The organism is Candidatus Edwardsbacteria bacterium, from assembly GCA_018821925.1.
Lineage (GTDB): Bacteria > Edwardsbacteria > AC1 > AC1 > EtOH8 > UBA2226.
Genome location: JAHJLF010000070.1, coordinates 1 through 16,112, shown reverse-complemented (window position 1 = coordinate 16,112; position 16,112 = coordinate 1). Strand labels below are relative to the sequence as shown.

The window sequence follows — 16,112 nt, the reverse complement described above, 5'->3', positions numbered from 1 at the left end:
TGGCCGTGGCATTGGTAACCCCGTCTATCACAGTTACGTTGCCGCTGTTGTAATTCGCAACATAGATTTTGTTAGTTACCGGGTTGCAAGACACGGCATAGGGAGCGTTCCCCGCCGCTACGATAGTGGTGTCATTGGTGGCCCCGTCTATCACCGTGACGTTGTTGCTGCTTTGGTTGGCTACATAGATATTGTTGGTCACCGGGTTGCAAGACACGGCATAGGGAGCGTTCCCCGTCGCTACGATAGTGGTGTCATTGGTGGCCCCGTCTATCACCGTTACGTTGTTGCTGCTGTAATTCGCAACATAGATTTTGTTGCTTACCGGGTTGCAAGCCACGGCATAGGGGTTGGTTCCCGCCGCCACGGTGGTGGTGCCATTGGTGGCCCCGTCTATCACTGTTACGTTGGCGCTGTAATTCGCAACATAGATTTTGTTGCTTACCGGGTTGCACGCCACGGCATAGGGACTTGTCCCCGCCGCCACGGTGGTGGTATCATTGGTGGCCCCGTCTATCACCGTCACGTTGGCGCTGGCGTAGTTGGTCACGTAGATTTTGTTGGTTACCGGATTCACCGCCACGCCACGGGGGTTTGCCCCCGCCGCCACGGTGATGGTGGCGTTGGTGGCCCCATCTATTACCGTTACGTTGTTGCTGGTCCAGTTGGTCACGTAGACCTTGTTGGTTACCGGATTCACCGCCACGCCACGGGGAGACGTCCCTGCGACCACCGTAGTGGTGGCATTGGTGGCTCCGTCTATAACCGTTACGTTGTTGCTGGCACGATTAGCCACATAAATCTTGTTGGTTGCCGGGTTCACCGCCACGGCATAGGGTTGGGTCCCCGAGGGCACCGTGGTGGTCGCCCAGTCGGCCCGGGCCGGAGCGGCCAGAATAAAAAAGGCCCCCAGTGCGGTCAGGGCTGCGGACAAAGTTGGCTTCATCTTGTTCTCCTTTACAATATTATAGTAATGATATTGCTTCAGCACAATGATGATATGTTAAGTATTCTACTATTAATTATCCCATATGTCAAATAATAATAAATCAGCGGATTGTTGTTTTAACAACCCGCTGATTTATGGTGATAATTACTTCAAGATCAACATTTTTTTACTTGCAGAATATTCCCCCGCCTGCAAGCAATAAATGTACACCCCGGCCGATATTTTCTGGTCGTTCCAGCTGAGCCGATGAGATATTCAAAAAATGTTCTATTTAAAGCTTTCCGCAGGTCCTTGTTGCGCAACCGGGATGTTATTTTTTGGAGGATTCAAGATAGAGCGCCACGGCCACCATCAGGTAGGCGATGATCCTGACCACTATCAGGAAAGACTCCATCTGGATCTGCAGGTTGAACAGGGTGGCCAGGTGGCTGCCGCCGAACAGCCCGAAGGCCACGCCGACCATCAGCGCGGTCAGGTTCTTTTTCTTCCGGTATCCCCAGATACCGAATCCCAGGATGGCCAGGCACAGGATCAGGTTGATCAGGTAGATGAGTTTGGCGGTTTCGATCATGGAACCTCCTTGGTTGTTTTATATTTTATGGTTGGGCTGGCGATGCCGCAGGAACCGTTCCCCGCAGCATCACAATGAATATTTCTTTGGTTATTTCTTGTTTTTAGTCTTGGCGGCAACCCGCGGCTTGGGCTTGTCGGAGGTCTTTTTGAGCATCTTCAATACCACCTTGGGTTTGTTTAAGCTCTCCAGGTAGATGACCTCGATCTGGGTGCCGGAGATGATATCCCCGAACCCAAACCCGTCATCGTGTTCCGCGGTGTAAAATTTCTTCCCGTCACGGGAGATGACCCCGGAGAATGCCTCGGTGGTGTCCACCCCCAGCAGATTCCAGGCCTTGTAGCCTGTTATTATGCGGCCCTTTTGTTCCTGGATGACAAAGGTGTATTGGGCTGACTGGACGTGCCCCCGGTCTTTGTGGTGGGAGACGGTCGACCCCTCCCAGGTGCCTACCAGGTTCGGTTGGGGGCTTTTCTGGGTCCAGGCGGTCATGGCAAAAGCCAAGCCGGCAAGGATCGCGATGGCTACCAATAATTTTTTCATAGGTTCCTTTCGATGATGATTGTTAGTGATTTGATTTTATGATTTTATTTATTTAAAAACAATATGAACTTTTATTTTAACTTACAAACAGACTTAAGTCAAGAGCGCCGAATAAATACAAAACAAAAAAGCCCATCTGAATGATGGGCTTTGGGCTTATGGTTTTTAAAAAACGGCCTTTAATATTTTACTGGCTTGACTAATATCCCCATCATCCACATCCAGGTGAGTTACCGCCCGGAGCTTGGTCTCGCCGAACGGCACCACCCACAGGCCCTTTTTAGCCAGTTTTACCATGGCCTGCTCCGGGGTCATCCCGGTCCGCTTGATGTCAAATACGATAATATTTGTCTGCACGCTCATCAAATCAATTTTGATTTTTGATATTTGAGATATCCTCTGGCCTAGCATCTTTGCCCTCCTATGGTCATCGGTCATCCTTTTGATGTTATGCTTTAGAGAATATAATCCGGCCCCGGCCAGCAGCCCCGCCTGGCGCATGCCCCCGCCCATCATCTTACGATTGCGGGTCGCTTTGGCAATGAACTTTTGTTCGCCGGCCAGCACCGAGCCCACCGGGCAGCCCAAGCCCTTGGAGAAACAGACCATCACCGAGTCGAAATATTTGGCATATTCCCTTAAAGCAATTCCGCTGGCCACTGAGGCATTCCACAAACGGGCCCCGTCCAGATGCATTTGGATCTTATTTTTCCTGCAGATCCTGTAAATCCTGTCAATTTCCTCTATGGGATATATCGTTCCACCGGCCCGGTTGTGGGTGTTCTCCAGGCAGACCAAGGTGGTGGCCGGCTGGTGGATGTCCTCCGGCCGGATGGCATCCTGTATCTGTTTGACGCTCAATGCCCCGCCGGGTCCGCTTAGGGCGTTGAACTGCACTCCGGACATCACCGCCGCCCCGGCCACCTCGTAACGAAAGATATGCGATTCATAATCCAAGATCACCTCGTCACCGGGCCGGGTGTGAGTCATGATGGCCAGCTGGTTTCCCATGGTGCCGGAGGGCACGAACAGTCCTGCCGACTTGCCCAGCAGTTGGGCGGTCTCGCTTTGCAGTTTGATGACGGTGGGGTCGTCGCCCAGCACGTCATCCCCCAACGGAGCGGCCATCATGGCCTTCATCATGGCCGGGGTGGGCCGGGTGACGGTATCGGAACGCAGGTCAATTATTTTCATAATATTTGATTATTGGATTTTAATTAGGACACTGATTAACACGGATTTTTGGTCTTTGATATTTTTTGTTTATCTTTTTTACCGCAGAGGATGTTATACCTACTTGTCATTCCCGGCTCGACCGGGAATCCAGGGTTCTCTTTTTGCCCATAGATCTATTCGGATTTTTATATCCCTTATGTGCCATTCCTGCGGGTTCGGGCGAAGGGTCCTTCGCCCCTACAATTACAACATTTCAAACATTGGTATATCTCCTCCGCCGCCCGCCGGGCCGCCCCGGGCTCGCCCAGTATCTGCGGGATCTTGGCCAGTTCCGTTATCACCGCCTGTCGGGGAGGGCCCTCGGCCATCAGCATCTTGGCCATCAGGAAGATGGCGCCGGGCCGGGCCTCCCACTGCAAAAATTCCGGAACCACCTTCTTGCCCGCCACCAGGTTCACCAGCCCGATAAACGGCAGCTTGACCAAAAGCTTGCCGATGATGAACGACAGGGGATTGGTCTTGTAGATGATGATCATCGGCGTCCCCGAAAGACCGGTCTCCAAAGTGGCCGTGCCGGATGCCACCAGCACCAGGCGGCTGTGGGCCATCAGATCGTAGGTTTGGTTCTCTATCAAAGCGACGTTGATGCTGCACCTATCCAATTGTTCTTTTATATACCGACGATCAATATGCGGCGCCACCCCCAAACCAAACTGGATGTTTTGATCTTCGTTATGAAGCAGCTGGCAGGCCTGCAGCATGGCCGGCAGTATTTTCTCCACCTCCTGGCGGCGGCTGCCCGGCAGTATTCCTATCAATGGTTCCTTGGGATTCAATCCATGCTGACGGCAGAATTCCTCTTTTCCCAGGGAGGGTTTGACCGTATCTCTCAACGGATTTCCCACATATTTGGCCGGCACTTTCAGCCGTTGATAGAATTTTTCCTCGAAGGGCAGGATCACCAGCATCTTCTTCACCAGGCGCCTGATCAGCCGGACCCGCCGCTTGCCCCAGGCCCACACCTGTGGAGAAATATAATAGACGACCTCGATTCCCCTCTGTTTGGCGATGCGCCCGAACCGCAGGTTGAAGCCGGGATAATCTATCAGCACCAACAGGTCGGGCTTGCGGCTGACCAGCAGATCTTCCAACCTCTTGAAGACCGACCGGATGAACGGCAGGTGGGCCAGCACCTCCACAAAGCCCATGAAGGAAAATTCTTTGATATGATAGACCAGCTCCATGCCGGCCGCCTGCATATTTTCCCCGCCGATGCCGTAGATCTCCAGTTTCGAATCTATTTTCTTGAGCTCACGCACCAGCATCCCGCCGTGCAGATCGCCGGAGGTCTCCCCGGCTATGATCATTATTCTAGGCATAAGGTGTTATTCACAATCTATATTGAAATTCTTTTTTAACAAAACATCCGCCCTGTTCCTGCGTCATTCTGAAATTGGCCGGCTCGCAGGAAAATACTGGATTCCGGGTCAAGCCCGAAATAACAATCTGCATAAGACTTATGTCGTCGTGTATAAAACCCAAAGAATAGATATTCCCGGACGATATCCACCAGGGCCTGATAAAAACTCTCGGGCGCTTTTTTATTTCACAAGGGGGTGGCCCGCACCGGCTTTTCGGCCACCGTCAGATAGACCCCGGCCAGTATCAACATCCCGCCGATAACCTCGAACCCGGTGGGCATCTGCCTTAAAATGGCCCAGGCCAGCAGGGCCGAGCCCACCGGTTCGGTGATTATCAGCATGGCTATCTTGGGGGTGGAGAAATATTTCAGCCCCCAGTTGAAAGCGCTGTGGCCGATCAGCTGCGGTCCCAGGGCCAGCAGTAGGAAGAAAAGCCAGGTCCGGCCGTCGAACCCCCAAAGCTGCACCTGGAAAACCAGCGAGGCCGCTAGAAGTATGATGGCGGTGGTTCCGTAGCACAGGGTGATATAGGGCAGGATGCCCATCCTGGTGCGCAGATAACGTCCCACCAGCAAATAACAGGAGGCCATCACCGCCCCGCCCAGAGCCAGCAGATTGCCGAAATTGGCCGGGCCCGAAAGGTCGGACCGGCCGGCAATCAGCCCGCCCCCCAACAGCACCAGCAGTATGGCCAGAAAGATCCTGATGCCGGGCTTCTCCCGGAACAGCAGCCAGCCCAACAGGCTAACGAACAGCGGATTGGTGGTGACGAAGACTACCGAGCTGACCACCGAGGTGTAGCTTAAGGAATAGATCCACAGGATAAAATGCAGGCTCAAGAAAAGCCCCGAAAGGGCCGCCCATAAAACATCGGACCGGCGAAGATGTCTGAAGCCCTTTTTTGCCGCAAAGACCGGCAGCAACAGCAGCGATGCAAATCCCAGCCGGTAAAGGGCGATGGCCAGGGGCGGGGCCTGACAGCTTTTTATCAGCACTGCGGCAAAGGATATGGCGGTGATGCCGGCTAGTATCACCGGCCAGAGGTATGGCGGTCTGTTTTGTTGTTGAGACATACTTACCAATAAGTGAAGTTGCTAAACGACCTAAACCACTGAAACACGGAATCGCGGAATATTGGTATTTCAGTGTTTTCAGTGCTTCCGTGCCTGCACGCTGTAGCGTTACGGCGCGCAAGCGTGGTTTATATACGTGATGAGCACTTCGGCAAGCTCAGTATAAACTTGTCGAACTATTGTCTACTAAAGCCTGCTCTGCTTAGCATGCGGAATGATTTTATCGATTTATCATTTTCCCCGGGAAAGTATCCGGGAAACATTGGATACGTCTTTTATTCGCGACAGCCCGGCCATCAGGTTCTCCAATTGCTCCCGGGAGCCTATCTCCACCGAGACCCTGATATTGTGCCGGCTGCTTCGGGTGGAGGACTTGGTGGCCTGGATTCTCAGCTTGGCCTGGTTGATGGCATTTACCACGTCGAACAGCAGGTCCGGGCGGTCCATCCCCTCGATATTCAGAATGACGGTATAGGACGACCCCGGCTCCTGCTCCACCCAGTATACCTTGACCACCCGGTCCGGATTGGAGGCCAGGTTGGAATAGTTGGAACAGTCGCGCCGGTGAACAGAGATGCCCTTTCCCAGGGAGATATACCCGAACACCTCGTCCCCGAAGATCGGCGAGCAGCAGCGGGCAAAGCGCACTGCCACATTGTCCACCCCGGCCATGCCGATCCCGGAGGGACGCTGGCTGGCTTTCTTGGCGGCGGGAAGGGAAGCGATCGGGACAGCCGGCAGCTCCGGGCTGATCAGGGCCTTGATCTTTTTGATCACCGGGCCGGCGGTCAGCTCGCCGTAACCCACCGACACGAAAAGGTCATCCGGCCCGGCAAATTTGTAGTGTTCCACCAGGGAGCGGATGATCTCGGAGTTATCCAGGGCGATCTCTATCCGGTTTTTCCTCATCTCCACCAGCAGGGCCTCCCGGCCCAAAGCCACATATTCCGGCCTTTTCTCCTTTTTGAACCATTGCCGGATCTTGTTCCTGGCGTGGTGACTGCGGACCACCTTCAGCCAGCCGGCCGAGGGGCTGCTCTGTTTGGAGGTCAGTATCTCCGCAATATCGGCATTGCTGAACTTGTACTCCAAAGGAACTATCCGGGAGTTGACCTTGGCCCCGATGAAACGGTGGCCTACCTCGGTGTGTATCCGGTAGGCAAAATCCAGCGGGGTGGAGCCGGCCGGCAGGTCTATCACCTGGCCCTTGGGAGTGAACACAAACACCTCTTTCTGCAGCAGGTCCAGTTTGAGGTTCTCGATGTACTCCCGGGCATCGCGGGATTCTTCGTGCCAGTCCAACATCCGCCTGATCCAGGGATAGACCTCGCCGGTAAGGTTGATGTCTGTGCCGGATCTTTTCTCCTTGTAGGCCCAGTGGGCGGCGACGCCGTATTCGTTGATCTGATGCATCTCGCGGGTCCGGATCTGGACCTCCACCGGCTGATTGCCCGGCCCGTAGATGGTGGTGTGCAGTGAGCGGTAATTGTTGGATTTGGGCATGGCGATGTAATCCTTGAAGCGGTCCTGGAAGGGCATCCACAGGCTGTGGATAATCCCCAGCACCTGGTAGCATTCCGGCACGCTGGCCACGATTACCCTCACCGCCAGCAGGTCGTAGATGTCGTCGATGCTGCGGCCCTTGTCGTGCATCTTGCGGTAGATCCCGTAAAAATGCTTGGGCCGGCCCTCGATGATGAAATCCTTCATCTCGGCCGAGGCCAGACTGTTCTTCAGGACGGTCTTCATCTCCGCTATCTGCTTCTCCCGCTCTTTGCGCTTCTGGGTCACCTTCTGGGAGAGCTCCAGGTATTCCTCGGGCTCCAGGTGAGATAGGGCCAGATCCTCCAGCTGCCATTTGAAATCCCACATCCCCAGCCGGCTGGCTATGGGGGCGAATATCTCCAGGGTCTCCCGGGAGATCAGCTCACGTTTTTCCTGGGGAAGAGACCCCAGTGTTTTCAGGTTGTTAAGCCGGTCGGCCAGTTTTATCAGGATCACCCGGATATCCTTGGCCATGGCCAAAAATATCTTCCTCAGGTTCTCCGCCTGATGGTCCACCACCTGCTTGCCGGGCTTCAGGCTGCGGTTCTGTTCCTTGGGCAGGCTGATGGCCGCCAACTTGGTGACGCCCTCCACCAGATCGGCCACCGGCTTTCCGAAGCCGTCGGCGATGCCCTGGTAGCCCACCCCGGTATCCTCCAGCACGTCGTGCAGAAGGGCCGCGGCAATGGTGGATACATCCATCCTGATATCGGCCAGCAACAGGGCCACGGCCAGGGGGTGGACGATGAACTCCTCGCCGGAGGCCCTGGCCTGCCGGTCATGGGCGGCGTTGGCCATCTGGTAGGCCTTCTCCAGCACGGCCCAATCGGCCGGGTCCTTATCGTACCGCTGAAAGCTTTCCTTGAGCTGCCCGAACATCCTGTCCGGCGTGGGATTATTTCCGATATGGGCTTTGGTCATTATTGCTTCTTTTTAAAATATACGGCTTGACGTGGATTATTATAATGTAGTATCCTAATATCGTCAAGGCAAATGTAATCAATAGAAGCGAAAAACATGGCCCGAAGCTCAACTAAAAATGAGATAACAAAGCTCCGCCAGGAGATAAAAAAACACGACCGCCTGTATTATGTGCTGGCCCGACCGGAGATTTCCGATGGGGAATACGATGCCCTGATGCGCCGTTTGATCGAATTGGAAAAACAGCACCCCGATCTGGTGGCTCCCGACTCTCCCACCCAGCGGGTGGGCGGAGCGCCCCTGCCGGGTTTTACCCAGGTAAGGCATCCGGCCCCGATGCTGTCGCTGGATAACACCTACAACGAAGAGGATCTGCGGGAATTCGACCAACGGGTCAGCAAAGGCCTGGTCGGACAGAGCTATCGTTATGTGGTGGAGCTGAAGATCGACGGGGTGGCGGTGGCTCTTTTTTACCGCGGCGGTCTTTTGGAATACGGAGCCACCCGCGGGGACGGAGCCAAGGGCGACGATATCACCGCCAATTTGAAGACCATAAGATCGATCCCCTTAAGCCTTGATGCTTCGGAGTCGGAACTGGAGGTCCGGGGCGAGGTCTATCTCTCCAAAAAAGAATTTGCCCGGTTGAATGACATCAAGCAGCAGGAGGGCCAGGCCGTCTTTGCCAATCCCCGCAATGCCGCCGCCGGATCGTTGAAACAGTTGGACCCCCGGGCCGTGGCCCGGCGAAAGCTTTCCATTTTCGTCTACGGCATGGGCCGCCCCCCAGGGAAACTGGATCGGCATTATCAGGCGATGAAATTCCTGAAGGACCTGGGGTTCAAGGTAAATCCGAATATAGAATTATGTCAAGACATCTCGCAGGTCATAGATTACTGTAACCAATGGGAGCAGAAGCGGGATGCCCTGGATTACGAGATAGACGGCATGGTCATCAAGGTGGATTCCTATGCCCAGCAGAGGCAGTTGGGCGCCACCAGCCACAGTCCACGCTGGGCCATCGCCTATAAATTTCCGGCTCGCCAGGCGGCCACGATTCTGCGTTCGGTGGAGTTCAGCCTGGGGCGGACCGGAGTTGTCACCCCGGTGGCCAACCTGGAGCCAGTGCTGCTGTCCGGCAGCGTTGTCTCCCGGGCCACCCTGCATAATGATGATGAGCTTAAAAGAAAGGACCTGCATTACGGCGATACAGTGATCATCGAGAAAGCCGGAGAGATCATCCCCCAGGTGGTCAAAGTTTTGGTTGAGAAACGTGATAGCAAGGCCGGACCCGTCGTCATGCCGCAAGATTGCCCGATCTGCCATACCCCCCTGAAAAGGCTGGAGGGAGAAGTGGCCTGGCGCTGCGAAAACTTATCCTGCCCGGCCCAGGTCAAGGGACGGATCGAACATTTCGCCTCCCGGGGAGCCATGGACATCGACGGACTGGGCCCGGCGGTGGTGGAGTTGCTGGTCACTCAGGAATTGATAAAGGATTTCGGAGATCTCTATGATCTCAAGAAGACCGACCTCCTGCCGCTGGAACGGATGGGCGAAAAATCCGCCGATAACTTGATCGCCGCCATAGAAAAAAGCAAAGACAGCCCTTTCTGGCGGGTGATATATTCCCTGGGGATAATTCACGTAGGGACCCAAGGGGCCCGGGAGCTGTCCAATCGGTTTGAAGACATGGACTCTCTGACCTCGGCCGGCTGCGAGGAGATTTCTCAGATATACGGTCTGGGCCCGGCGGTGGGCCAAAGCGTGGAGAATTTTTTCCGCAATCCGCAGAACCTGAAAGTGCTGGGGAAATTAAAACGCTCCGGGGTCAGAATGATATCGGACTCTTCCACCGGATACGGCGGGGTATTTTCTGGGATGGTCGTGGTGCTTACCGGAGGGCTGGATGGCTACACCCGGGAGCAGGCTGCGGAACTGATAATCAGCCAGGGGGGAAATGTCGGTTCAGCGGTTTCAAAAAAGACCAGTCTGGTGGTGGCCGGAAGCGACCCCGGTTCTAAAGCCAAGAAGGCCCAGAAGCTGGATGTGAAAATAATCGATGAAAAGGAATTCACCAAGATGGTAAAAGGTTTATGAGCGCGGGCGATCATATCGGCCTCAGAGGGTCCATATTAAATCCCCAAAGCATTGATAAGTGCCAGTGGATACCAGAGGGCCTGTTGGTATATGACCGGGCGGGCCAAATATTATATTGTGGGCCGAATAAAAAAATACCGGGACTCAAATATAAGCCCCTCTCAACGCCCTGGAACAGTATCATCATCCCTGGATTGATAGATTGTCACAGCCATCTGTCGCAGTTCGACGCCATCGGGCAGACCGGCTTCACTTTGATGGACTGGCTGAAGAACCATATTTACCCGGCAGAGGTATGCCTTAGCAACAAGAAAAATGCCGAAAATATCTCTCAAAGATATTTTCAGGCTCTTTTGTCCACCGGAATAACTTTTACGGCGTTGTATACCAACTTCAACAACGGAGTGCTGGCCGCCCGCCGCCAGGCGGAAAAGGCCGGCATCAGGGCCATCGTCGGATATACCCTTATGGACCGGGCGGTCCCGGGAAGCCTCAAGCAAAACCCAGTAAAGACCATAGCGGAGTGCCGGGCGCTATCTGGTCTTTTTAAAAAGAACGGAAAGGAACGTCTGCATTTTTCCCTTAATCCCAGGTTTGCCCCGGCCTGTACCCCCGGTTATCTTAAAATGATAGCCCAGTTGGCCCAAAAAGAGGATCTGTATATTCAGACCCACCTTTCGGAGAATTTGTTCGAGGTTTCGGCAGTAAAAAGGGCCTTCCCCATGATCAAATCCTATGCCGAGGTCTATGACCGCTTCGGCCTGCTGACGGAAAAGACCCTGCTGGCGCATTGCATCCATTTGTCGCCAGCCGAACGGGAACTGATACGGAAAAGAGGCTGCGGGGTGGTCCATTGCCCGTCATCCAATCTATTCCTGCATTCCGGCAGGTTCCCGTTGGAACACTGGAAGTATTATCCCAAGCTGGCGCTGGGATCCGATATCGCCGCCGGGCCGTCGTTTTCCATGCTGGATGTGATGCGCGACGGATATTATGCCAATATCCAGAAGCTCTCCGGGCTTTTCTACATGGCTACCCTGGGCGGGGCCAAAACACTGGGAATGGGGGGAACTATCGGGAATTTAAAAAAAGGCAAGCAAGCTGACTTTGTTGTTCTAAAGACAAATCATACAAAGAACGCCTCAGCCGAAGATGTATTATCCCGTATCATTTTCCGTTCCGGCCAGGTGGAGATAAAAAAAGTTTTCATCGCCGGCCAGAAGGTCTGGTCCCAGCCATACAAAAGTGATGGCCAATCTTAAAAACAGATTATAAGGCTAATTAAAAAGGCAGGAGAAATATCTCCTGCCTTTTTAATTATTTTGACGAGCCCTTACTTTTTTGAGCCGAAGCTATGCTGGGTACCCCAACTTTCAGCGGCCAGAGTATAATAGCCTCTGGTGTCGGCTGCTATATCGTAGAAGACATAACGCACGACCTCGATGTCGTTGAGGGAGAGCGAGCCGGTGCCGGAACCATTTGCATTAAAACGATAATCGCCGGACAGCTTACCCAGTTCATATCCAGTACCGGTATAATAGGGCCAATAATTACAAACGAAAGTATAATGCCCCTGATAGTCGTTGGTAGCTATGCTTACGCTGTCAAAGGTAAAATCCCAGGTGTAATCATAACTGGCTGGTGTATATATGCCAAAGTTCCAAAAGCCCTTAACATGCAGGTTGTCACCGTCGTACCCAACCTTTCCATGATACGAGTAGTAGGCGGTGGTGGTGTCACTGTAGGTCCAGTACCATTCTACAGAATCGGGCGCCACCGTGTTTGGATAAAAGCGGATCTTGTAAAGCCACGAATAATTGCTGGTGTCGCTGCTGCTGCTATCGGGGTGGATGATACCGACTGTATTCCAATACAAATAATACCAACCGTCATAAGGTCCCCACCAATAAGTGCTGTCATAAAAATTTTTGCTTGTTTTTCCCTTGGAAAAGCCCGAAAGATATCCGCTAAAATCACTGATCCCATCGTCGCAGGTGGCGGCCATATCTTTTCCGGCATCGGCGGCATAGGTTTGCTGGGTAACTGCGGTATTTGTTGCGGGTGGCGGTGCTGCCGGATCGTCTTTGCTGCAGCCGAAGCTTATCACCAAAAGAAAGGTCGCCGATAAGGCCAGGAAAAGTTTCAGAGTTTTCATGGTATCTCCTTTATAATGATCGATTATTATTTTCGAATTCTTTAAATAAGATATCAAATAAACTTGAAAGTGTCAAGCAGCTTGTTTAACTGATTTTTATTTAATTTTCTGGCCCCGCCCAGCTGTCCGGCCACCAACATGATCTTGGCCAGGTGCTCCACCCTCTCCATCCGGTGCAAGGCCTCGGTAACATCCTTTCCCAAGGTTAACACCCCGTGATTGGCCAGCAGAATGGCGTTGTGCTTTTTGATGTACGGCGCGATGGACTTCGGCACCTCATCGGTTGAGGGAGTTGCGTATTTTGCCAGGGGAACCGGCCCCACGGTCAATATTACTTCCGGAAGGACCGGATCGGTCAGGGATATGCCGGCAGTGGCAAAACCGGTGGCCGTCGGAGGATGGGCGTGCACTACCGCTTTTATATCCGGGCGCATCCGGTAAGCATACAGATGCATCTTGATCTCCGATGATGTGCTTCCTTCTCCCCTTATTATTCGGCCCTCAATATCGGTCAGCAGTATCTGTTCCGGCCCCAGTTCACCTTTGGCCAGGCCGGAGGGCGTGATCAATATATCCTTGTCATCCACCCTGGACGATACATTTCCATCGCTGGCCGCCACAAAGCCCAGCTGATCCAGGCGCCGGCAGGCTTTTATTATCTGCTGGCGTAATAGGTTTTGGTAAAGCATACTTACTGCTCCTGTTAAATCGTTTCTCCACCCAGCTGAAGCTGGTATAAATTATGATACAAGCCGCGCTTTTTCAACAACTCCTGATGACTGCCGCTCTCCCGGATCTCGCCCTTGTGGATGACATATATTCGATCCACATGCTTGATGGTGGATAGGCGATGGGCAATGACGATGGAGGTGCGGCCCTGCATCAGTTTGGCCAGGGCATCCTGGATCAGTTTCTCGGTGGGGGTATCGATATTGGCGGTGGCCTCGTCCAGCACCAGCACTGGGGGGTCAAAGGCCAGTGCCCGAGCAAACGACAGCAGCTGGCGTTCGCCCACCGAAAGCGTTACCCCCCGCTCCTTGACTTCCTCGTCGTATTGGCCAGGAAACCGTTCGATGAAAGTATCGGCATGCACCTGCCGGGAGATATCAACCACTTGCTGATCGCTCAGCGGTTTGTTTAGCCTGATATTGCCCTTGATGTCTCCGGAGAACAGGAACACATCCTGCATCACCACGCCCAATGCGGAACGCAGCTTCCAGATGTCCAGCTCCCGGATATCCACCCCGTCCAAAAGTATCTGCCCGCTCTTGATGTCGTACAGTCGGGCGATCAGGTTGATGATGGTGGTCTTGCCCGAACCGGTGGCGCCCACAAAGGCGATTTTTTCCCCCGGCGATACCTTGAACGAAATATTCTTCAGCACCGGCTCCCCGTGGACATATTCAAAAACGACGTCTTTGAATTCGATCTCTCCTCTGGGCCGGCCGATATCCACCGGCTTTTCAGCCAGGCTGATCCTTGAAGGCTCGTCCAGCAGATGGAACACCCTCTCCGAAGAGGCCATGGCCGACTGCAGAACGGTATAGCTTTCGGTCAGCTCCTGGATGGGACGGAAGAACATCCTCAGGTAGGTGGTGAATGCCACCAGGGTCCCCAGAGAGAGGGTGCTGGCTATCACCTTGCCACCGCCATAATAGATTATCAGGGCCAGTCCCACCGCCGATATTATTTCCACCATCGGACGGAAAAACGACATCACCAGCACCTCCTGCAGGGAGCTCTTTAGATAGTCGTCGTTGATGTTCCCAAAGCGGCGGATGTTCTCTTTCTCTCTCTGGAATATCTGGATCACCCGTATTCCGCTGAGATTCTCCTGCAGGGTGGCGTTGAGCCTGGCCAGCCGCACCCGGATATTGCGGTAGATGTCCCGGGCCTTTATCCTGAAGAAGATGGTCCACAATACGATCAATGGTATTGTCAGATAGGCCACCAGGGACAGTTTGACATCCAGCAAAAGCATCACCACCATTAAGGCCAGCACCAGCAGGATATCCCGGAAAAGCTGGGCGAATATCGAAACGAAGGCCTCGTTGATGGCATCCACGTCGTTGGTGGCCCTGGTCACTAAGCGGCCCACCGGGTTGCGGTCGAAGAAAGCCATGTCAATGGACTGCAGCTTGGCGAATATCCTCAGCCTCAGGGAATGCATGAATCTCTGCCCCACCAGCTGGACCAGTATTATCTGCACAAAATTCAGCCCGAAGCTGATTGCCAGCAGCAGCAGGAACAGCATCCCGAAGTCGAGCACCCCCTTGATGTCCTTCTGGCGCAGAACGGCGATCTCGGAAGGGGGAAGTTTTTTCAGGTGGTCATATTTGATAAGATACAGATCGCCGTATTGCTGGAATAAATCGCGGTTGCTCTGGGTCACCTCAACGGCTCTTTTTGCCCGATCACTGCCGTCGGACACGAAGTAGTAATAGCTGGTCTTTTCAAGCTTCCCCTGTTTCTCCCAACTCCCCGCCCGATACTGCTGCTCCCTGCTTAATCTGGCCACATCCACCAGAACCGTGTCGCCGGCCAGGCGAAAGGTGCCCGGGATCTCCTGGGTGATTGCCATCTTTCTACCCGAAACCTTTATGAAGCTGTCGATGGCCTCTTTGGTGATATACGGCAGAACCAGCTCGAATGCCGTTACTAAAATCAATACCACGATGGCCAGGGCAATATACCACCGGTAGGGACGCATCAGCGACAGCAGGCGCTGCACTAATTTGGCATCGTAGATATTCCCCAGAGCCGATTCTTCGGCAAACTCGTTATGTTGGTTATGGTCGGACATCAGCAGATTGTTTCAAATGGAAATCAATGATTAGAAATTTGCTATTTCGATATCGATGATGGTCATCGGCTCAACCGGATTGTCGTTGGCTTTGGTCTTGGTTCCGGCGATGGCATCCAGCACCTCAAAGCCCTGATACATCTGGCCGAATACGGTGTAGCCCTCGGCCGGTCCCCCGTCGGTGGGATGATCCAGGAAAGGAACACCCTTGGCCGGATGAACAATGAAGAACTGGGAGCCGATGCTGTTCGGCAGGCTGGTCTTGGCATAGGACAGAGCCCCCCGAAGGTGGCTAAGATTGGGATGATACTGGTCTCCGATGGTGGTGCCTGGCCCTTTGTGGGAGTGGCCACCGGTTCCGTTTTTGTTGGCAAAATCCCCGCCCTGGATCATGAAATCCTTGATGATGCGATGAAAGGGCACATCCTTATATTTTCCGGCCCTGGCCAGCTCGGTGAAATTCTTGACCCCCTCGGTTATCAGTTTGTCAAACAAGCGAAAATACATCTCGCCTTGGTTGGTTTTGATGACGGCGACCAGGTCGCCTTTCTGGGGCATTTCTTTCTGCATGATTTGTCTCCATAAAAATGATATGTTATTTTAATTTTCTTCAACTTAAAAAGGATAATTTAATCTCTTTTTTGTTTACAGAAAATATGAACTCTTTGTCGTTTATTTTTTTAGTTTTATAATTTTGGTTAATAAGATTTATTAATGATCCATTGGCCGACAGTTTTTCAATTTTATGAAACAGAGTTTTATAAACTTTTGAGTGACAGGACTCGGTGTATGTCACAGCCTTGGGCCCCAAATATCTTTGCGTAAAGAATTTCTCACCATCTTGCTTGAATATGATCTCGT

At 53.2% G+C, this 16,112-nt stretch carries 14 protein-coding genes; 2 read left to right on the top strand and 12 right to left on the bottom strand.

Annotated elements, in window-relative coordinates; all coding sequences use genetic code 11:
- From KJ869_08515 to KJ869_08485, 7 genes are all read right to left on the bottom strand, one after another.
- Positions 1-946: YncE family protein (locus KJ869_08515; GenBank protein MBU1577236.1), on the bottom strand; the 946-nt coding region annotated here is incomplete at its 3' end.
- A 313-nt stretch (positions 947-1,259) separates the two neighbouring features.
- Complete coding sequence (locus tag KJ869_08510) at positions 1,260-1,520, bottom strand: hypothetical protein (GenBank protein MBU1577235.1); 261 nt, start codon at positions 1,518-1,520, stop codon at positions 1,260-1,262.
- Between the two features lie 90 nt (positions 1,521-1,610).
- Entirely contained in the window at positions 1,611-2,063 is a 453-nt protein-coding gene (locus KJ869_08505) for a hypothetical protein (protein ID MBU1577234.1), read from the bottom strand.
- 165 nt (positions 2,064-2,228) lie between these two features.
- Positions 2,229-3,257: a low-specificity L-threonine aldolase gene (gene ltaE / locus KJ869_08500; GenBank protein MBU1577233.1), complete on the bottom strand. Its 1,029-nt coding sequence runs from the start codon at positions 3,255-3,257 to the stop codon at positions 2,229-2,231.
- A gap of 176 nt (positions 3,258-3,433) precedes the next feature.
- Positions 3,434-4,618, bottom strand: coding sequence for a lipid-A-disaccharide synthase (gene lpxB / locus KJ869_08495; protein ID MBU1577232.1), 1,185 nt, complete (start codon positions 4,616-4,618; stop codon positions 3,434-3,436).
- Between the two features lie 227 nt (positions 4,619-4,845).
- Positions 4,846-5,733 (bottom strand): DMT family transporter, encoded by an 888-nt coding sequence (locus KJ869_08490; protein MBU1577231.1) that lies wholly within the window; start codon positions 5,731-5,733, stop codon positions 4,846-4,848.
- Between the two features lie 231 nt (positions 5,734-5,964).
- Positions 5,965-8,157: a bifunctional (p)ppGpp synthetase/guanosine-3',5'-bis(diphosphate) 3'-pyrophosphohydrolase gene (locus tag KJ869_08485; GenBank protein MBU1577230.1), complete on the bottom strand. Its 2,193-nt coding sequence runs from the start codon at positions 8,155-8,157 to the stop codon at positions 5,965-5,967.
- Between the two features lie 138 nt (positions 8,158-8,295).
- Here KJ869_08485 and ligA point away from each other — a divergent pair, with 138 nt between their 5' ends.
- Positions 8,296-10,293: an NAD-dependent DNA ligase LigA gene (ligA, locus tag KJ869_08480; protein MBU1577229.1), complete on the top strand. Its 1,998-nt coding sequence runs from the start codon at positions 8,296-8,298 to the stop codon at positions 10,291-10,293.
- A 194-nt stretch (positions 10,294-10,487) separates the two neighbouring features.
- Positions 10,488-11,555: an amidohydrolase family protein gene (locus tag KJ869_08475; GenBank protein MBU1577228.1), complete on the top strand. Its 1,068-nt coding sequence runs from the start codon at positions 10,488-10,490 to the stop codon at positions 11,553-11,555.
- Between the two features lie 71 nt (positions 11,556-11,626).
- Here the strand turns inward: KJ869_08475 and KJ869_08470 are convergent, their stop codons facing one another.
- From KJ869_08470 to KJ869_08450, 5 genes are all read right to left on the bottom strand, one after another.
- A complete protein-coding gene (locus tag KJ869_08470; protein MBU1577227.1) occupies positions 11,627-12,448 on the bottom strand; it encodes a hypothetical protein in 822 nt (273 codons plus the stop codon).
- A 53-nt stretch (positions 12,449-12,501) separates the two neighbouring features.
- Positions 12,502-13,137 (bottom strand): class II aldolase/adducin family protein, encoded by a 636-nt coding sequence (locus KJ869_08465; protein ID MBU1577226.1) that lies wholly within the window; start codon positions 13,135-13,137, stop codon positions 12,502-12,504.
- A 14-nt stretch (positions 13,138-13,151) separates the two neighbouring features.
- Positions 13,152-15,251, bottom strand: coding sequence for an ABC transporter ATP-binding protein/permease (locus KJ869_08460; GenBank protein ID MBU1577225.1), 2,100 nt, complete (start codon positions 15,249-15,251; stop codon positions 13,152-13,154).
- 30 nt (positions 15,252-15,281) lie between these two features.
- Positions 15,282-15,821, bottom strand: a complete 540-nt coding sequence (locus KJ869_08455; GenBank protein MBU1577224.1) for a peptidylprolyl isomerase — start codon at positions 15,819-15,821, stop codon at positions 15,282-15,284.
- Positions 15,822-15,861: 40 nt separating this feature from the next.
- Positions 15,862-16,112, bottom strand: a 251-nt coding sequence (locus KJ869_08450) for a hypothetical protein (protein ID MBU1577223.1), incomplete at its 5' end; no start/stop codon positions are given.